15 protein-coding genes are annotated in these 18,372 nt (G+C 58.5%); 13 read left to right on the forward strand and 2 right to left on the reverse strand.

Annotated features, from left to right (window positions below; genetic code table 11):
- Positions 1-213: 213 nt before the first annotated feature.
- Together rhtA and RYC17_RS26190 are read left to right on the forward strand one after the other, a co-directional pair.
- Positions 214-1,101 carry a threonine/homoserine exporter RhtA gene (gene rhtA / locus RYC17_RS26185; protein WP_122258420.1) on the forward strand — a complete coding sequence of 296 codons (888 nt, stop codon included), beginning with the start codon at positions 214-216 and terminating at the stop codon, positions 1,099-1,101.
- 175 nt (positions 1,102-1,276) lie between these two features.
- Positions 1,277-1,591 carry a hypothetical protein gene (locus tag RYC17_RS26190; protein WP_002554031.1) on the forward strand — a complete coding sequence of 105 codons (315 nt, stop codon included), beginning with the start codon at positions 1,277-1,279 and terminating at the stop codon, positions 1,589-1,591.
- Positions 1,592-1,623: 32 nt separating this feature from the next.
- Here the strand turns inward: RYC17_RS26190 and RYC17_RS26195 are convergent, their stop codons facing one another.
- Entirely contained in the window at positions 1,624-3,432 is a 1,809-nt protein-coding gene (locus RYC17_RS26195; protein WP_057455775.1) for an aminopeptidase P family protein, read from the reverse strand.
- 57 nt (positions 3,433-3,489) lie between these two features.
- Complete coding sequence (locus RYC17_RS26200; RefSeq protein ID WP_316904746.1) at positions 3,490-4,683, reverse strand: cysteine desulfurase family protein; 1,194 nt, start codon at positions 4,681-4,683, stop codon at positions 3,490-3,492.
- Between the two features lie 584 nt (positions 4,684-5,267).
- Between RYC17_RS26200 and RYC17_RS26205 the strand changes: the two genes are divergently transcribed.
- The 11 genes from RYC17_RS26205 to RYC17_RS26255 all read left to right on the forward strand — a co-directional run bounded on the left by RYC17_RS26205 (position 5,268) and on the right by RYC17_RS26255 (position 18,329).
- Positions 5,268-6,389, forward strand: a complete 1,122-nt coding sequence (locus tag RYC17_RS26205) for a DegT/DnrJ/EryC1/StrS family aminotransferase (protein ID WP_316904747.1) — start codon at positions 5,268-5,270, stop codon at positions 6,387-6,389.
- A 5-nt stretch (positions 6,390-6,394) separates the two neighbouring features.
- Positions 6,395-7,945, forward strand: a complete 1,551-nt coding sequence (locus RYC17_RS26210; RefSeq protein WP_316904748.1) for a lipopolysaccharide biosynthesis protein — start codon at positions 6,395-6,397, stop codon at positions 7,943-7,945.
- A gap of 3 nt (positions 7,946-7,948) precedes the next feature.
- Positions 7,949-8,884 (forward strand): glycosyltransferase family 2 protein, encoded by a 936-nt coding sequence (locus RYC17_RS26215; RefSeq protein ID WP_058409022.1) that lies wholly within the window; start codon positions 7,949-7,951, stop codon positions 8,882-8,884.
- Entirely contained in the window at positions 8,874-9,326 is a 453-nt protein-coding gene (locus RYC17_RS26220) for a low molecular weight protein-tyrosine-phosphatase (RefSeq protein WP_058409023.1), read from the forward strand. The genes RYC17_RS26215 and RYC17_RS26220 overlap by 11 nt, the downstream gene beginning before the upstream one ends.
- Positions 9,327-11,534: a polysaccharide biosynthesis tyrosine autokinase gene (locus RYC17_RS26225; protein WP_316890050.1), complete on the forward strand. Its 2,208-nt coding sequence runs from the start codon at positions 9,327-9,329 to the stop codon at positions 11,532-11,534.
- 53 nt (positions 11,535-11,587) lie between these two features.
- Positions 11,588-12,100 carry a transcription/translation regulatory transformer protein RfaH gene (gene rfaH, locus RYC17_RS26230; RefSeq protein ID WP_058401904.1) on the forward strand — a complete coding sequence of 171 codons (513 nt, stop codon included), beginning with the start codon at positions 11,588-11,590 and terminating at the stop codon, positions 12,098-12,100.
- An 88-nt stretch (positions 12,101-12,188) separates the two neighbouring features.
- Complete coding sequence (locus RYC17_RS26235; protein WP_122281067.1) at positions 12,189-13,190, forward strand: glycosyltransferase; 1,002 nt, start codon at positions 12,189-12,191, stop codon at positions 13,188-13,190.
- Entirely contained in the window at positions 13,187-14,404 is a 1,218-nt protein-coding gene (locus RYC17_RS26240) for a glycosyltransferase family 4 protein (RefSeq protein WP_122281068.1), read from the forward strand. The genes RYC17_RS26235 and RYC17_RS26240 overlap by 4 nt, the downstream gene beginning before the upstream one ends.
- Positions 14,405-14,487: 83 nt before the next feature.
- Positions 14,488-15,603 carry a glycosyltransferase family 1 protein gene (locus tag RYC17_RS26245; RefSeq protein ID WP_316904749.1) on the forward strand — a complete coding sequence of 372 codons (1,116 nt, stop codon included), beginning with the start codon at positions 14,488-14,490 and terminating at the stop codon, positions 15,601-15,603.
- Positions 15,604-15,676: 73 nt separating this feature from the next.
- Positions 15,677-16,906 carry a glycosyltransferase family 4 protein gene (locus tag RYC17_RS26250; RefSeq protein ID WP_316904750.1) on the forward strand — a complete coding sequence of 410 codons (1,230 nt, stop codon included), beginning with the start codon at positions 15,677-15,679 and terminating at the stop codon, positions 16,904-16,906.
- Positions 16,907-16,919: 13 nt separating this feature from the next.
- Positions 16,920-18,329 (forward strand): undecaprenyl-phosphate glucose phosphotransferase, encoded by a 1,410-nt coding sequence (locus RYC17_RS26255; RefSeq protein ID WP_316904751.1) that lies wholly within the window; start codon positions 16,920-16,922, stop codon positions 18,327-18,329.
- The last annotated feature ends 43 nt before the right edge of the window (positions 18,330-18,372 follow it).

Consider the following 18,372-nt stretch of genomic DNA (forward strand, 5'->3'; position numbering starts at 1 on the left):
TTTTCGTTTCCGTCTGCGCCGGAAGTGGGGCGAATTATAGACAGATCACAGAGGGCGTCAACCGTTAATTTCAAAAACACCGAAATTGCCCGTTTCGTGATTACCTATATAGAAGGGAAAGCAAAGATTGCGCAATATATTGCCCACGCATCGATTGTTGCGCATCATGTCCGCTTACCAGCACCCGGATCACCCCCAGGATGTACAACCGAAATGTCTGAGAAACCCCACACTATAGCGGCCGCCCTTTTCCCTTTGGGGCTGCTCATGATCGCCATGATCTCCATTCAAAGCGGCGCGTCGCTGGCAAAGAGTCTTTTCCCCGTAGTGGGCGCGCAAGGCACCACGACCTTGAGGCTGGTATTTGCGAGCCTTATCCTTATCGCCATCCTGCGCCCGTGGCGAGCGAATCTGACCGCAAAATCGCTACGCACTGTGGTGATCTATGGCATTGCGCTGGGCAGCATGAACCTCCTCTTCTATATGTCGCTGCAGACTGTACCTCTGGGAATCGCGGTCGCGCTGGAGTTCACCGGCCCACTGGCTGTAGCTCTGCTGTCTTCGCGCAAGCCCATCGATTTTTTATGGGTTTCTCTGGCAGTCATCGGCTTATTACTATTGATCCCCCTCGGGACTTCGAACGAAGCGATTGATCTGGTCGGCGCTGCTTATGCTCTCGGGGCCGGGGTGTGCTGGGCCGCTTATATAGTGTTCGGGCATAAGGCAGGTGCAGACAACGGCGTACAGACCGCCGCGCTTGGCGTGATGATTGCCGCACTCTTCATCGGACCTGTCGGCGTGATACACGCAGGCTCTGCATTACTGGACATATCACTGATACCGGCAGCACTGGGTGTCGCCATTCTGTCGACCGCCCTGCCCTACAGCCTGGAAATGATCGCCCTGACGCGAATGTCGGCGCGCACATTCGGCACGCTGGCAAGTCTGGAACCTGTCTTCGCAGCGCTATCAGGTCTGGTGTTTCTTCACGAGAGCCTTTCACTGACCCAATGGCTGGCAATTGGCGCAATCATCTTCGCATCCATCGGCGCCACCCTTGGTTCTGCAAACACAAAACCTCAATTGGTCCCTGCCGACTGAACTGACCACGCAGTCACAAGGTCAAGAAGCGATATGGCACTAGCATTTGTTGAGCGCATGCGCCATGTTTACGCCTGACCTACTCATGTTCGAGAGTTCTGCGTCACAGTTTTACCGACTCATGATCCAGTCAACCGGATGGATCGCGATCAGCAATGGCCCGCTAAGGAAAGGAATGAAATACATTTTTATCGTATTGGCCATGTTGGCTGTGGCAGGTTGTGCAGCTACATCCAAGCCCGTCAAGCAAAGCAAGCGCGGCATTCACATCAACTGCTCCGGCCTGACGTCTTCCTGGGCCAAATGCTATGAGCTTGCGACCAACGCCTGTGCGTCAAGGACGTTTAAGGTCATCGCAAAATCGGGCGATGCCACCGAAGAGCCGGAAGACTATCCGTTCGGCCTCAACCCCGCTGGTTATACCAGCCGCAGCATGATTATCGTCTGCAGAAAAAGCACACCACTGACGGATCCGTTACCGCAGGACTGAGCCTGCGGCAACTCGCTTCGATCCATCCAAGATCAGACAGCGACCGTGCGTGCCTGCAACCACAACAGCGCTGTACCCTGCAGTAGAGGGCTTAACCTCGCGAGAACCTGAGCGTGGTAATCGTTCAGCCAGGTGCGCTCTTCCTCGTTCAACATCGAGACCTCGATGCAACGCGTATCGATCGGGCACAGCGTCAGGGTTTCAAAGCGCAGGAACTCGCCGAATTCGGTAGTGCCCGCTTCCTGGTTAATCACCAGGTTTTCGATACGCACACCCCACCGTCCGGGCCGGTAAGTACCGGGCTCAATGGACGTGATCATGCCCGGCAGCATCGCCGTCTGCGGCGTTGCAGGTGCCTGATAGGCAATGACTTGTGGCCCCTCGTGGACGTTCAGAAAATACCCGACGCCATGCCCGGTGCCATGACCGTAGTTGACGCCTTCACTCCAGATTGGCGCCCGGGCAATGGCATCCAGCAACGGCGACAGAATGCCCTTGGGAAAATGAGTGCGCGATAACGCGATAACGCCTTTGAGAACCCGAGTACAGTCGTGCTTCTGCTCGGCACTCGGCGTGCCGATCGCAACCATGCGCGTGATATCGGTGGTGCCGCCAAGGTATTGACCGCCCGAGTCGATCAACAGCAATCCATCACCTTCGATCTGCGCATGCTCCGCTTCAGTCGCACGGTAATGCGGCATCGCACCGTTGGCATTGAAACCTGCAATAGTTGCAAAGCTGGGTGAAACATATCCCGGACGTCGCTCCCGTGCCTGAGTAAGCTTTTCATCAATCGTCACTTCGCTGATGGGCTCACGTCCCAGCGCGCTGTCCAGCCAGGCGAAGAACTCACAGAGTGCCGCACCATCCTGCTCCATTGCCTGACGGATATGACCGGCATCGGTCTCGGTTTTTTGCGATTTCAGCAGCGTACTCGGATTAAGCCCTTCGACCAGCGTGACTTCACTGTCCAGGTAATCGAGCAAGCCGCAGGTAACACGCGCCGGATCAACCAGCAGTCGTGCGTCTTTCGGCAGCTCGCGCAAGGCTGCGCCAATCTGCGTGTACTCCATGAGATTGATACCGTCGCGCTCCAGACGCGAACGCACCGAGTCCGGCACTTTCCGTGAGTCCACGAACAGCGTGACGCTATGCGGGCCGATCAGGGCGAAGGCGATGAAAACCGGATTGTAGGAAACGTCAGCGCCACGCAGATTGAACAGCCAGGCTATGTCATCCAGTGTTGCGATGAAGTGCCAGTCAGCGTTTCGCTCGGCAACGATCTGGCGAACACGAGCCAGTTTTTCAGCACGGTCCAGAGATGCCTGAGGGGGCAAGTGTTCGTAGATTGGGTGAGACGGCAAGGCAGGACGATCCTGCCAAAGCTCGGTGAGCAGATCGATATCCGTACGCAGGCGGGCACCGCGCGCGTAAAGCCTGCTTGCAAGGGTGCGCGAAGAGGCAACGGCCAGGACCGCCCCGTCAACGGCAACCACACTTTCGGCTTTGGCTTCGTCTGCCAGCCATTCAAGCGGACCCTGCTGGCCGGGCAACAGTTTTACCAGTTCGATACCGCTACCTGCCAGTTCCTTGGTTGCCTGCTCCCAATAGCGACTGTCAGCCCATATGCCTGCAAAGTCCTGGGTAATGATCAGTGTACCGACCGAGCCGTGAAAACCGGACAGCCACTGGCGTCCCTGCCAATAGCCGGGCAGGTATTCGGAGAGGTGCGGATCCGCTGACGGCACCAGATAGGCATCGATGCGCTCCCTGCTCATCAAGGCGCGGGTTTGCGCCAAACGTTCTGCCACTTCTGAACTGGCATTGGATTGCGTGCTCATTGACTCTCCTGCTGACCCGGAAATTGACTGCTTTCACCGGTTCAGATAATGGAGCACTCATCGAGACTGAGCAACCGCCCAAAACGCTGGCTGAATCAGACAGGCATGAATCGAATCGGCCGCACGCTCGATATCCTGATCACGCGTGAAGCGCCCCAGGCTCAGACGTATGGTCTGGCCGGCAGCCTGCGGACTCAGTCCCAGAGCCAGCAGGACGTGTGAAGGCAAGTTTTTTGCCGAGTTACAGGCCGAGGTGGAAGAGAAGGCAAGTCTGTCGCCCAGCGCTGCTATGTCGAGATCGTTGTGGGTAAACGTAAAACTGAGGGTGTGGGCAATCCGCTGGGTGGGACTGCCGTTGATACACACCCCCGGAATATCGGCCAGTCGCTCACAAAGAAGGCGATTGAGCCGCTGTATTTCAACAACCTCTTCTTCAAGCACTTCGGCCGCCAGGGCAAAGGCCGCGCCCATCCCGGCAATCTGATGCGTCGCCAGGGTACCGGAGCGCAGCCCACATTCGTGCCCGCCCCCGTGAATCTGGGCGAGAACCCGTTGCTGAGCGCGTGGGCCGACATACAGCGCGCCAATCCCTTTGGGCCCATAGATTTTGTGTGCAGAAAGCGACATCAGGTCTACTTCAAGCTGGCTCAAGTCAATCGGCAACTTGCCAGCGCCCTGCGCAGCGTCGACATGCAACAATGCGCCGTGAGCCCGTACCCGCCTGCCGATTTCCGCGATGTCGTTGACCGTACCCAGTTCGTTGTTGACCAGCATCAGCGAGACCAGAAACGTATCATCGCGCAAAGCAGCACTGACCGCGTCGGCGCTGATCAGGCCATCGCTGTCCGGTGCCAGCCAGGTAACCTCGACGCCCTCTTCCTCAAGTTGCCGGGCAGTATCAAGGGTTGCCTTGTGTTCGATCTGACTGGTGATGAAATGGCCGGACCTGCCTCCGGCGAATGCTGCCTGCCTCTTCGCGCGCTCTTGAGCCACGCCCTTGAGTGCCAGATTGCTGGATTCGGTGGCACCGGAGGTCCAGATGATCTGCGAAGCCTGAGCACCTACCAGATGGGCGACCTGCTCACGGGCAATCTCTACCGCAACGCGGGCCTTTTGTCCGAATGAATGAGCGCTGGATGCAGGGTTGCCAAAATTGCCTGCCACACCCAGACAATCAACCATGACCCTGATAACACGCTCGTCCACAGGTGTAGTGGCGGCGTAATCAAAATACAGCGCTGGCTCTTTCATGTTCGTTCTCCTGCTTGCAGTCTGTGAACACGATCATGCACCAAACCAGATAGAACCAAAAATTATCAATTAATATTTATATATAACAATTAGAAATATAAGCAGGCCGATATTGTAAAATCCGATGACTTATTGTCGTCTTGCAGAGCGCGTTCAGCGTGTCATTTAAATACACATGGAGGATGATATTTTTTTGACACCCTTATAAATCATATAGTTATAAAATCTGATCGACCATTTATCAAAAATATAACAGAAAGCTGACGAAACAATTTGACAGATACCCTGCCGCCACCGATATATAGGACCGTCAGGCGCATTCCGCTGTCACGCACATGCCGCAGAGCATAGCGTCGGGATAATCAAGCCGAAGTCGACCGCTGTTCCGTCCCACGCTGTCAGTTATTTCCGCGGTGCTCATCAGGCGCCGGCGGATGTCTGTTGACTCCCCATTCTATTTTTAAAGTGCTGAACACGTTCGGTGTGGCGGTAGCGTTGCCGGAAGCAATGCAGCGCCTGCACAAAAAAAGATGTCCGGTCACCCACTCGGCAACACCCCGATTCAGAGAAACATGGAGGCTTCGATGATTAATGTGACCAAGACGTATCTGGGTGATATCGACCAGTTCAAACGCTACGTCGAAGGTATCTACGCCCGTGGCTGGCTGACCAATCACGGCCCGCTGGCCAGGGAACTGACAGACCGGCTCAAAGACTATCTGGGCGTCAGACACATTATTCTGACCAACAATGGCACCCTGGCCCTGCAGGTTGCCTATCGGGCTCTGGGCTTGAGCGGCAGCGCTGTTACAACGCCATTCAGTTTCGTCGCCACCAGCAGCTCGCTGCAATGGGAAGGTCTTCGCCCGGTCTTTGCCGATATTGATCCGGACACCTGGAATATCTCGCCGCAGCACATCAAACGCAGCATCGCCGAAGACACCACAGCAATCGTGGGCACCCACGTGTTTGGCAATCCTTGCGACGTAGAAGCCATTCAGCAAATTGCTCGTGAACATAAGCTCAAGGTGATCTATGACGGCGCACATGCATTTGCCGTGCGCCATGCAGGCCAGTCGGTGCTAAACCATGGCGATATCAGCACCCTGAGCTTTCACGCTACCAAACTGTTTCACACGATCGAAGGCGGCGCGATCATCACCAACGACGACGAACTGGCCAGAAGCGCCCACCTGATGTGCAACTTTGGCATATCGGGAGTAGACCGAATCGACGGCATCGGCATCAATGCCAAGCTCAATGAATTCTCCGCAGCCATGGGGCTGTGCATTCTCGACAACATCGGCAACATCCTTGAAGAGCGCGCGCAAATCGCTCACCGCTATACATCAGCACTGGAAAGTTACCTGGATCTGCAACAACCCCAGGCCGACAGCGAACTCAATAACAGCTATTACCCGGTGGCGCTGCATAACGAGCAACAGCTGTTGACGGTGCGCACGGCACTCAACCTGCGCAAGATCAACCCACGCCGGTACTTTTACCCCTCACTGGACACCCTTGAATACCTGCAGCCACAGCCCGGCCAGCCTGTGTCCAGAGCATTGAGCGAACGAGTGCTGTGCCTGCCGATCTATCCCGGCCTGCTGAGAAGCGAGCAGGACCTGGTCATCCGCACGCTGATCGAAACCTGTGGTGTGACTGATACGGACTACCCGGCTTGCTCCGCTGCCGGGGTCTGCTGACTATCATGCCTGGCACAACCCCGGTCATTCGCAACCGCCCGATCATTCGCAGCCGTTCGATCATTCGCAACACCGTCCTGAACTACAGCGGACAGGCCTATGTAATGCTGGTCGGGATTCTGATCATGCCGTTTTATCTCGGCCATCTGGGTGCCGAGGTCTACGGCCTGATCGGTTTCTTCACCCTGCTGCAAGCCTGGCTGCAACTGCTGGACGCAGGGTTATCCCCAAGCCTGGTGCGCGCGGTGGCACATCAGCAAGGCACTCCCGTGAGCGAACAAAGCCTGGGCCGTCTGCTGCGCTCATTCGAACTGATATTTCTGCCCATCGCGATGCTCTGCGGGCTGCTTATCCATGTCGCCAGCACCTGGATCGCAGCACAGTGGTTGAACGCCAATACGCTGCAACCCGACACACTGGCGCAGTGCATCACCCTGATGGGCATCGTCATCGCCTTGCGCCTGTATTCGACACTCTATAAAAGCGCCATTCAGGGCCTTGAGCAGCACGCCTGGCTGAACGTTGCGAATGTGTCGATTGCAACGCTGCGCTACTTCGGCGGCTTGCTGCTGGTCAGTCAGTTTTCCCGGGACCCACAGGACTTTTTTATATTTCAGCTTGTAGTCGGGCTGCTCGAAGCCCTGCTATTTGCCAGCAAAGCCCGCAGCCAGATGCCTGCGCCACACTGGCTGACCGGCCTGGACTGGCAACTGGTCAAGCCGCTGATGCCCTTCGCCGCCAGCCTGTCGTTGAGCGCAGTGCTGTGGATTGTGCTGACTCAGGTGGACAAGGTGCTGCTGTCGAATCTGCTGCCGCTGGATCAGTACGGCTACTTTTCACTGGTTGCGTTGATCGCCACTGGCATCGTGATGCTGAGCAACCCGCTGGTTCAGACGCTCTTGCCGCGCCTGACCGTGTTGATGGCCGAAGGTAGACGCGACGACATGCACACGTTGTTTCTGGCAGCCAATCGCCTTGCCTGTACCTTTCTGTTCCCGCTGGCAGCGGTCATTGCCCTGTATGCCGAACCGCTGATTATCGCCTGGACGGGTGATGACGCCGCCGCGCGCTGGAGTGGACCGGTGCTGGGCTGGTACGCGCTGGGCAGCGCAATCATGGCCGCCAGTGCTTTTCAGTTCTACCTGCAATACGCCTACGGCCGAATGCGCTTGCACCTGTGGTACAGCGTGATTTCGACACTGATCAGCGTGCCTGTAATGTTTGTGGCTATCCATTATCAAGGCGTTTACGGCGCAGCGCTGGCGTGGTTTTTTCTGCGTGCGACGTCCTTCGCCATATGGCCCGTCATCGTCCATCGGCACCTGGCACCGGGCCTTCATCGCCAATGGTTGAGCGACATTCTGCGGATCAGTGCGATGACCGCTGCGGGCCTGGCGATCAGCGCGCCTGTGTTCCATCTGATTGCCGATGAAAGCCGTGGCAGCCTGCTGCTGGCGCTCGCCGCCAGTGGTCTTGTCACTCTGACACTGGTAGCGGCAAGCCATAGACCGCTGGCGTCGAAAATCTATGTTTTGTTCAGCAAACCGAGTACCTGAGCCATGGACGACACTGCAAAAAATACCGACGAGGCCTGCATGGCACCGCCGTTGCTGAGCATCATATGCCCCGCCTACAACCAGGAGGCCTTCATTGCTCAGGCACTGGACGGGTTTCTGTCACAGCAGACCGATTTCAGGTTCGAAATCCTGATCAACGACGATGCATCCACGGACGGCACTGCACGCATCATTGCGCACTACGCCGAGCGGCATCCGACGATCATTCGGCCCTTCTATCAGCAGGTCAATCAGTACAGTCAGGGCGCGCCTTGCGTTCCGGGCCTGTTCGCTGAAGCTCGCGGCCGTTATATCGCCTACTGCGAAGCCGACGATTACTGGACTGATCCGCGAAAGCTGCAGTTGCAAGTGGACTTTCTCGAGAACCATGCCGATTACGTCATCACCTATCACGATGCGTTCGCCTTCGACGAACACGGCCAGTACGGCGTGCAGCTGCAAGGCCTGTTACGCAGCGACGCTACGGCGCTGGAGCTGCAAAAGGCCAGACGCCTGTCGACCCTGACCGTCTGCTTTCGCAATGTATTCAGCACAATGCCGCCCGAATTGAGCATGTGCGGAGCACCGTTGAACGATATGTGCTGGTGGTCGTTGCTGGGGGCTTACGGCAAAGGCAAGTTCATGGCGCAGATCAAGCCGGCTGCCTATCGGCTGCACCCCGGCGGCGTGTTTTCCATGCGCAGCGACAAACGCAAATTGCATATGAACCTGCAGACCTGTTCAAGCCTGGCCAACTATTACAATCGTCTGGGCAATCAGCCCCTGTACGAACACTTCCTGATGCAGACGGTGTGCCTCTCGCTGGCCGCGCTCGCCCCCCGCCACAAACTGCAGACGTTGTGGAAAGTGGCCGGCAATGTTGTCGTCAACCTGAGCAGACGCCTGTTCCAGACCAGTGGCAAAGCACATGTTCAGTAACGTACTGGTGTTGTGCGTCGGCAACATCTGCCGCAGCCCGATGGCCGTCGCGATACTGCATCAACGCTTGGAGGCCACACAGGTGCGCGTTCAGTCGGCAGGCATCGCCGCGCTGTCAGGTTCGTCCATCGACCCGGCGGCTCGGCAGGTTCTGCAAACGCACCGGGTACAGCCTCAGCGCCATGCAGCTCGGCAGATGAGCCGTGAGCTGCTACGCCAGGCTGACCTGATTCTGCTGATGGAGCAGGCACATTTTGCCGACGTCCTCAAACTTGCACCCGAAGTACGCGGCAAAGCCTTTCTGATCGGTAAATGGCAACACCCGCTCGACATCGCCGACCCTTACCGACGTCCCGCATCAGCCTTTGAACAGACCTACGCGCAGCTCTCACGCTGCATTGACGACTGGCTTCCTCATTTTCAGTCAGGAGCAACAGGATAAATGACCGCCATGAACCGTCCTTCGCTGGATTTCCACCAGGACTCCCGGATTGATCTGGCAGCGGTCCTGCGCATGCTGTTCGATCACAAAGCGCTGATCCTGTGGACCGTCAGCCTGTTTTTTCTGATCGGCCTGGGCTACGCCATTCTGGCCACGCCGGTGTATCAGGCCACCGCCATGATTCAGATAGAGCCCCGAAAAATCGGCATCGAGGGCACCCCGGAGGTCAGCGCCAAGCCATTGTCAGTGTCACAGGCGACCACCGAGATCGAGCTGATCAAGTCGCGCGCATTGTTGGGCAAGGTCGTCGACGATCTGAAGCTCAATACGCTGCAGACACCTGATTTCTTTCCGGTGATCGGCCCCTATCTATATCGCACCTTCAAGCCGGTGCGCGACGGTGAATTGGCTCAGCCTTTATTCGGCCTGACGCAATACGCGTGGGGTGGCGAGAAAATCGAGGTATTTCAACTGGAAGTGCCGGAGCACCTGCTGGGCGAAAAACTCACCCTAACCGCGGGCAAGCCTGGCCAGTTCTCGCTCTACGATAACGAACACAATCTGTTGCTTGGTGGCATCCTCAACCGTGTTGTCGAAGGCAACGGGGTAAAGATTCAGGTCGCCACGCTACGCGCGCGTCCCGGTACCGACTTCAGCGTCTCCAGACAGCGCACGCTCAGCACCGCGCTGGTTTATCAGAACCGTCTGAAGATCGCCGAGGCCGGCCGGGACTCGGGCATCATCTACCTGTCCATCGAGGACCAGGACGCACAGCGGGCCAACCGGATTCTCGACGAGGTCAGCCATCTTTATGTACGCCAGAACGTAGAGCGCAGTTCGGCCGAGGCCGCGCAGCGGCTGCAGTTTCTACGCTCGCAGTTGCCTGCCGTGCGCAAACAGCTGGAGGACGCGGAGACTGCGCTGAACACCTTCCAGACCAGCGCCAGGTCGGTGGACCTGAGCATCGAAACCAAAGGCGTGCTTGATCAGGTGGTCAGCCTCGACTCGATGCTTTCCGAACTGAAACTCAGGCGCGTAGAGCTGGAACGGTTGTACACCCGTGAGCACCCGACCTATCGCAGCCTGATGAGCCAGATGAACCAGCTGGAACAACAGAAACAAGGTCTGTTGAAGAAGATCGACGCGCTGCCCATGACCCAGCAGGAGTTGCTGCGTCTGACCCGCGACATGCAGGTCATCAGCCAGACCTACACATTGATGCTCAACAAGAGTCAGGAGCAGGACATTCTGCGTGCTGGCAGCATTGGTAATGTGCGGGTCATCGACAACGCCGACACCAACGTCGAAAGACCCGTCAAACCCATGAAGACGCTGATTGTGCTGATCGCTACGCTGATCGGTGCACTGGTCGCAATGATCATCGTATTCGTGCGCCAGGCATTCTATCGAGGCATCGAGAGCGCCGAAGTCATCGAAAGTCTGGGCATGCCGGTCTACGCATCATTGCCTCACTCGCGGCAGCAGGAACGCCTGGAAAAGCGCGATCAGGACAGCAAGGACTCAAGACTGCTAAGCATTGCCGCACCTGGCGAGCTGGCCATCGAATCGCTGCGCAGCCTGCGTACCAGCTTGCACTTCGCCATGCTGGAGGCGCGTAACAACGTACTGATGATATCGAGCCCGACACCAGGCGCCGGCAAATCGTTTGTATCGAGCAATCTGGCAACCATCATTGCCCAGACCGGCAGGCGCGTCCTGTTGATCGATGCCGATATGCGCAAAGGCTACCTGCATCGGCTCTTTGGCCTGCAGCCCAAACACGGTCTGTCCGACACGCTGGCCGCCCGCTTGAGGTGCACCGAAGTCATCCATCAGACGCGGGTCCGGCATCTGGATTTCATCTCCTGTGGTTTCGCCGCGCCCAACCCCTCGGAACTGCTGATGCATGACAACTTCAACAGGATGCTGGCCGAATTGTCGCCGTTATATGACCTGATTCTGATCGACACGCCACCAATCCTTGCCGTGACCGACGCGACACTGGTGGGTCGCCAGGCAGGCACCTGCCTGCTGGTTGCCCGTTTCGGCATGACCACCGTCCAGGAAATCGAGGCCTGCAAACGCAGGCTGGGCCAGAACGGAATTCTGATCAAGGGTGCCATTTTCAACGCGGTGGTGCGCAAGGCCACGACGTCCGATTACGACTACGCAGCCTATGGCTACAACTACCACCCTGCGCCCCGATAACCCGTAGTGACGCCTGCCGTTCACTGCGCTGTTTCATTTAAAAGGAATTAATCATGGCCCTCTCCGCCCAGGACGCTCGCTGGTATCTGATCCAGACCAAACCGCGTCAGGAAGCCCGCGCCGAAGAGCATTTGCGACGCCAGCATTTCCAGTGCTACCGACCGTTGCAGGTCGATGCGAAAAAAACCGCTGCCAGGGTTCAGGCCGACGAGCCTTTGTTTCCCGGCTACCTGTTCATTCAGATGGATCAGGTACAGGACAACTGGTACCCGATTCGCTCCACCCGTGGCGTCTCGCGCATCGTGACGTTCGGCGGACACCCGGTGCCGGTTCGCGATCATCTGATCGAGCAGATCCGCCAGCGGCTCTCCGCACCTGCGCCCAAAGCACGATTTATTCAGGGTGATCCGGTAATGATCACGACGGGCAGCTGGAGTGATGTGGAAGCCATCTTTCTGAGCGAAGACGGCACCGAGCGTGCGGTGATTCTGCTCAACATGCTGCAACGCCAGCAAAAAGTGGTATTGCCCATCAGCAGCCTTTCAAGGCTCGAAGCCCGCGCGTAAGGCCTGCCGCTCCTGCAGAAAAGTGCCCAAGGCGTTTGCCTGAAAACATGCGTCGTCAGTCTGCTTCCACTGCCCCCGGAACCCCACCATGCCCCACCAGACCACCCTGGTGACGCTCACCTATGGTGACCGTTTCAGCTATCTGCACACATTGATCAGCCGCTCGCTGGAAAGCCCGCTGATTGGTCGTGTGATCATTGTCAGCAACGCTTCCGTCGCACCATTACAGGCGCTGTGCGATAAGTGGCCCGAGCGGGTTCAGGTGATCTGGCTGCCTGACAACACCGGCTCGGCCAACGGCTATTCGACCGGCATCAAGGCCGCGCTGGAGAACGGCGACGAGTACATCTGGCTGATGGACGACGATAACGCGCCGACCGCTCATGCCATTGAGGTGTTGCACCGGTCTCTACAAGAACGGGAAACGATCGACGGCCGGGACAATTGCGCAGTGCTCGGCTTTCGCCCCACGCATCAAGCGGACATCGCTTCGGGTGTACCGCTGCGTTACGCCATTCAGCGGCGCTCGAGCTTCTTCGGCTTTCACATCGCCCAGTTGCCATACAAGATCTGGCGACGCCTGCCTTGGGGAAAGCCGGGGGCCAGCGTGGCCATGCCGGAACGGGTACAGCTTCCTTTCGCTACCTACGGGGGGTTGCTGGCCCATCGCAGCCTGTACAAGAAAATCGGCCTGCCACTGGACGCACTCAAGCTGTACAGCGATGACACCGAATACACCTGGCGCATTACCGACGGTGGCGGGAAGGTATTTCTGGTACCCGAAGCGTTGCTGGAGGATCTCGAGGACTCATGGAACATCAAGGCGCGCACCCGCAACGTCTATGAAAGCTACCTGTCGGGCGGATCGGACCTCCGCGCCTATTACGCCGCGCGTAACCAGGCGTGGTTCGACCGGCATATCTGGGCGTCCTCCCCCCTGCTCTACCGACTCAATCGCCAGGTGTTTCTCTGCCTGTTGAGCCTGTATGCCTGGCGCTATGACGCCGACGCGCGTCTGAACCTGATCAACGACGCCATTCACGATGGGGAAGCCAGCAGGCTGGGCCTGAACAAGGCCTACCCGTTATGAAGATACTGTTTATCAGCAGCCTTTATGCGCCCGATATCGGCGGCGGCGCAGAGATCATTCTGCAACGTACTGTCGAGGGCTTGCAGCAACGTGGACACAGCGTCGCCGTGCTGGCCACCACCGATCGGCCCGGCCTGCAGCTGGCAGAGGTCAATCGGGTCAAGGTCTATCGCGCCGGCCTGCTCAACCGGTACTGGCACTTCATCGCCCAGCGTCCGGGCCGTCTGGCGCGGCTTGCCTGGCACTGGCGCGATCGCTACAACGCCGGCATGCGCGAGTACGTGAGGCGAGTGGTGGAACTGGAGCAGCCGGAGCTGGTGGTGTGCCATAACCTGACCGGCTGGTCGGTGTCGGCGTGGGACGAAATAACCGGGGCCAATCGCCCGATCGTGCAGGTCCTGCATGACTTTTACTTGCTCTGCCCGGCCAGCACCATGTTCAAGAAGGGTCATAGCTGTCAGCGCCAATGCACGATGTGCTCGCAGTTGCGCAGCAATCATGCACAGCTGTCAGAACAGGTCGACACGGTCGTTGGTGTCAGCCGCTTCATGCTCGACACCTTGCAGGCGCAGGGCTATTTCAAAGGCGCGCGGGGTTACGTGGTGCATAACGCCAGCCCGTTCACCCCGCCGATTTCCGGGCAGCCCAGAGCCCCCATCGATGACGCCCCGTTGCGCTTCGGTTACCTGGGCACGCTGTCCACAACCAAGGGGCTGGGATGGTTGATTGATCAGTTTCAGCACCTGCCGTTCAAAGCCACCCTGCAGATTGCCGGGCGTGGACAGGCGGCCGATGAAAAGCATTTCAGGGCCATGGCCACATCACCGGACATCAGCTTTGTCGGCGCCCAGAGGCCCGAAGACTTCTACCGCCAGATCGACGTGGCAATCGTCCCCTCCCTGTGGAATGAGCCGTTCGGCATGGTGGCCGTCGAGGCCTGCGCACACGCCCTGCCCGTCATCGCCAGCCGCATGGGCGGGTTGACGGAAATCATCCAGGAACCTCTAAACGGTCTGCTGTGCAACCCCGATGACCCGGACTCATTGGGGTTGGCAATGCTCAAGCTGCACCAGCAACCGGAACTGCTGGCACGCCTCGGCAGCCAGGCACGCAACAGCGTCGCGTCGTTGATGAACCTGGACCTGATGCTGGACCAGTACGAAAGCATCTTTGCCCAGACCCTGCAGGACCGCCGCATATATGTCACACAGTGACGGGGCGCAATCTGCCCCATCAAGCCCGTTCAAGGACAGAACCTGGCACCAGCCAGATCACCCTCATCAGCAGGATGCTCGAGATGATTGTCATCAATTCACGGTTCCTCACGCAGAATGTCAGCGGTGTACAACGTTACGCAGAGCAAATGTGCAGAGCCCTGAAGCGGCTGCGCGACGATCTGGTATTCGTCGCTCCGCGCACTATCAGGCTGCATGACTGTGCCAGCGCACTGGAGGCCCAATGCATCGGTCATTCCACCGGGCATATGTGGGAACAGATCGACCTGCCGCTTCACCTGAAACGTCAAGGCAGCCCGCTGCTGATTTCGGTCAGCAACACAGGGCCAATGTTCTATGGCAATCAGATAGCCACTCACCACGACATCACCTATGTACGCTATCCGCAAAGCTACACCCGGCTGTTCCGCCTGGCCTATCGGACCATCACCCCGATTCTGCTGTCACGCGCCAGAACGCTGATCACCGGCAGCAGCTTCTCGCGAAGGGAAATAACCTCGTTCTATGGCTACGCCGAGGACAAGGTGCTGGTCGTGCCCGCTGCGGTCAGTGACGAATTCACCCCGGGGCCGACACCTGTCGATCAGCCGAGATACCTGCTTGCAGTTTCCTCACCCGCCGTACACAAGAATTTCAACCGGATGATTCAGGCATTTCTGAGTTTGCGTAGCCACACCGACCTGCAACTGCATATTGTCGGCGCTGCCAGCGCACTGTTCGCCGACCCTGACCTGCAACACCTCGCCTGCCGTGATCCGCGCATCCGCTTTCTGGGGCGACTTAACAATGCCGAGCTGATCAGCCAGTATCAGGGTGCCACAGCGTTCGTATTTCCTTCGCTTTACGAGGGGTTCGGCATTCCGCCGCTTGAAGCCCAGGCCTGCGGTTGCCCGGTGCTGGCCGCCAATGCCGCTTCGATCCCGGAAGTGCTGCAAGGCAGCGCATTGTATTTCGACCCGCTGGACGTCAGCCACATGGCCGCAGCAATGCAGCGCGTGCTGGTGGATGCGCCGTTGCGCAATGCGCTGCGTGCTCAGGGGTTGCATAACGTGCAGCGTTTTTCCTGGGACCTTTCCGCGCAACGCCTTTCCCAGCGTATCGATGCGCTGCTGGAGTCTGCTCCTGCGTCGCAGAGCAAGCGCCATGTCGTACCCGAGTCGTCCGCCGGCAAACCCTGAACCCACAACAGCAACGCCAGCATGCGCCCTGTCGCATCCGCAGTAGCGCGGGCCATTACAGCAAGGAACGCCCATGAGAATTGCTATCGTCCACGACTGGCTGGTGAGTTACGCCGGTGCCGAGCGTGTGCTTGCTTCAATGATCAACGTCTGGCCCGATGCGGACCTGTTTGCAGTCATCGACTTTCTCAGCGATCAGGACCGCGCGCAGCTGCGCGGCAAGGTAGCCAGAACCACGTTCATCCAGAAGCTGCCCGGCGCACACAAACATTATTCACGCTACCTGCCGCTGATGCCGCTGGCCATCGAGCAACTGGACCTCTCCGGCTATGACCTGATCATCAGCAGCAGTCACGCAGTCGCCAAGGGCGTGCTTTGCGGCCCGGACCAACTGCATATCAGCTACGTGCACTCGCCGATTCGCTACGCCTGGGACTTGCAGCACCAGTACCTGCAGGAATCTGGGCTGGGCAAGGGAGTCAAGGGCAGTCTGGCGCGCCTGGTCCTGCATTACATGCGCCTGTGGGACCAACGTACGTCGACCGGTGTGGACGCATTCATTGCCAATTCGGGCTTTATCGGCGCACGCATCTCCAAGGCGTATCGACGTGACTCCACCGTCATCTATCCGCCAGTGGACACGCTCGGTTTCACCCCCCACGGCGCGCGTGGGGACTTCTACCTGTGTGCATCGCGGATGGTGCCCTACAAGCGCATGCCAATGATCGTCGAAGCCTTCGCCGCCATGCCGGACAAACGCCTGATCATGATCGGTGACGGACCGGACCTGGCCAAGGCGCAGGCCATTGCCAGGCAGGCGCCCAATGTAACGCTGCTGGGTTTCCAGCCTGGCGCGGTACTGCTGGAACATATGCGCAGCGCCAAGGCGTTCGTCTTCGCCGCCGAGGAGGATTTCGGCATCAGCCCGGTTGAAGCCCAAGCCTGCGGCACGCCGGTAATCGCGTTCGGCAAGGGCGGCATCATGGAGACCGTGCACGGCCTGGATCACCCGCAACCGACCGGCGTGCTCTACCGGCAGCAAACCGTGGCAGCGCTGAGCGCCGCCATCGGCGAGTTTGAAGCTGCGCAATCACGCATCTCGCCGCAGGCCTGCCGGGCCAACGCCGAACGGTTTTCGGTGGCGCGTTTCGAGCAGGAGATCAAAGCCTTCGTCGAGAATCGTCTGGCCACCTCGCATCTGGTGCATCTGGCCCGCCTGCCCCACCCGCACCGCGTCGCTCAACCAGTGCCGGTCTCGGGCAGCGAACTGCCAGGCCGTGTCGTCCCCATAAAAACCGTCTGAGCGAGCCCCTCCAATGCGCACTTCCGTCCGCGGCATTCTGCATGCCCATCAGTCAGCGCTGTCGCTCGCCCATCGTCTACTGGACCTGATCATCATCGTGTTGATCGGGCACTGGCAAACCGGGCTGCAGGTCAGCGACAGCACCGAGGCCTGGTCGCACATCATTCTTGCGGTACTGGTATTTCACTGGGTCAGCGAATATCACCAGCTATATGGTTCATGGCGTGGCGAGCGCATCCTGCGCGAATTGACCAAGGTTTTCAGTTACTGGGCGATGACCTTCATCACCCTGCTGTCACTGAACAGCCTGCTGCTCAACCAGACACAATTGCCCGATAACAGCCAGATGAGCTGGTTCGCCCTGGCGCTTGCGGTGCTGTGTGGCTATCGACTGCTGATCCGCCTGGCCCTGCACACGCTGCGTCGGCACGGCTTCAATACGCGCCGGGTGGCAATTGTCGGGACCGGCCAGGTCGGTGAGCGACTGGCGCGTTCCATCTCCCTTGCGCCGTGGATGGGGCTGAACCTGCTGGGGTTCTACGACTCGCACCCGCAGCAGATGAATCTGCTGGCCGAAAAACGCCGTCTGCCAGTGCTGGGTGATCTGGACCAGTTGATCGAAGATGCCCGCGCAGGCCGGATAGACAAGGTGTACATCACCCTCGCGTTCAGCGCCGAGCCGCAATTGCGCGAGCTGATTACCGGCTTGAGCGACACCACCGCCTCGGTGTACCTGATTCCCGACGTGTTCATGTTCGACCTGCTGCATGCACGCAGTGAAAGCATCAATGGCCTGGCCAGTATCAGCATTTTCGATTCGCCCATGGACGGTGCCTGGAGCCTGGTCAAGCGCGCCGAAGACATCGTCCTCTCCAGTCTGATTCTGCTGCTGATCGCTCTGCCGTTGCTGGCCATCGCGGCGGCCATCAAGCTCACCTCTGCGGGCCCGGTGCTGTTTCGCCAGCGCCGCTATGGGCTGGACGGCCGTTCCATCATGGTCTGGAAATTTCGCAGCATGAGCGTCCAGGAAAACGCCGATGTGGTGCTTCAGGCAACGCGCAATGACGCGCGGGTAACGCCGCTGGGGGCATTTTTGCGGCGCACTTCGCTGGATGAACTGCCGCAGTTTTTCAATGTCCTGCACGGCGATATGTCCATCGTCGGCCCGCGCCCTCACGCTATTGCCCATAACGAGCAGTACCGCAAACAGGTCAGCGGCTACATGTTGCGCCACAAGGTCAAACCCGGCATCACCGGCTGGGCGCAGATCAATGGCTGGCGCGGTGAAACCGACACACTCGACAAGATGCGCATGCGCGTGGAATTCGACCTGGAATACATCGAGCACTGGTCGATCTGGCTGGACCTCAAAATCATTCTGCTGACGCTGTTCAAAGGCTTCGTCAACAAGAACGCCTTCTGACGTTTCCGCTGAGTGAACGAACGCGCCGAAAGAAAGGAGCAAT

Source organism: Pseudomonas syringae group sp. J248-6 (assembly GCF_032586995.1).
GTDB lineage: Bacteria > Pseudomonadota > Gammaproteobacteria > Pseudomonadales > Pseudomonadaceae > Aquipseudomonas > Aquipseudomonas amygdali.

Bases quoted from the DNA above. Each gene is read 5' to 3' on its own strand.
- rhtA (WP_122258420.1), top strand. From the start codon at position 214: ATGTCTGAGAAACCCCACACTATAGCGGCCGCCCTTTTCCCTTTGGGG.
- RYC17_RS26190 (WP_002554031.1), top strand. From the start codon at position 1,277: ATGAAATACATTTTTATCGTATTGGCCATGTTGGCTGTGGCAGGTTGT.
- RYC17_RS26195 (WP_057455775.1), bottom strand. From the start codon at position 3,432: ATGAGCACGCAATCCAATGCCAGTTCAGAAGTGGCAGAACGTTTGGCG.
- RYC17_RS26200 (WP_316904746.1), bottom strand. From the start codon at position 4,683: ATGAAAGAGCCAGCGCTGTATTTTGATTACGCCGCCACTACACCTGTG.
- RYC17_RS26205 (WP_316904747.1), top strand. From the start codon at position 5,268: ATGATTAATGTGACCAAGACGTATCTGGGTGATATCGACCAGTTCAAA.
- RYC17_RS26210 (WP_316904748.1), top strand. From the start codon at position 6,395: ATGCCTGGCACAACCCCGGTCATTCGCAACCGCCCGATCATTCGCAGC.
- RYC17_RS26215 (WP_058409022.1), top strand. From the start codon at position 7,949: ATGGACGACACTGCAAAAAATACCGACGAGGCCTGCATGGCACCGCCG.
- RYC17_RS26220 (WP_058409023.1), top strand. From the start codon at position 8,874: ATGTTCAGTAACGTACTGGTGTTGTGCGTCGGCAACATCTGCCGCAGC.
- RYC17_RS26225 (WP_316890050.1), top strand. From the start codon at position 9,327: ATGACCGCCATGAACCGTCCTTCGCTGGATTTCCACCAGGACTCCCGG.
- rfaH (WP_058401904.1), top strand. From the start codon at position 11,588: ATGGCCCTCTCCGCCCAGGACGCTCGCTGGTATCTGATCCAGACCAAA.
- RYC17_RS26235 (WP_122281067.1), top strand. From the start codon at position 12,189: ATGCCCCACCAGACCACCCTGGTGACGCTCACCTATGGTGACCGTTTC.
- RYC17_RS26240 (WP_122281068.1), top strand. From the start codon at position 13,187: ATGAAGATACTGTTTATCAGCAGCCTTTATGCGCCCGATATCGGCGGC.
- RYC17_RS26245 (WP_316904749.1), top strand. From the start codon at position 14,488: ATGATTGTCATCAATTCACGGTTCCTCACGCAGAATGTCAGCGGTGTA.
- RYC17_RS26250 (WP_316904750.1), top strand. From the start codon at position 15,677: ATGAGAATTGCTATCGTCCACGACTGGCTGGTGAGTTACGCCGGTGCC.
- RYC17_RS26255 (WP_316904751.1), top strand. From the start codon at position 16,920: ATGCGCACTTCCGTCCGCGGCATTCTGCATGCCCATCAGTCAGCGCTG.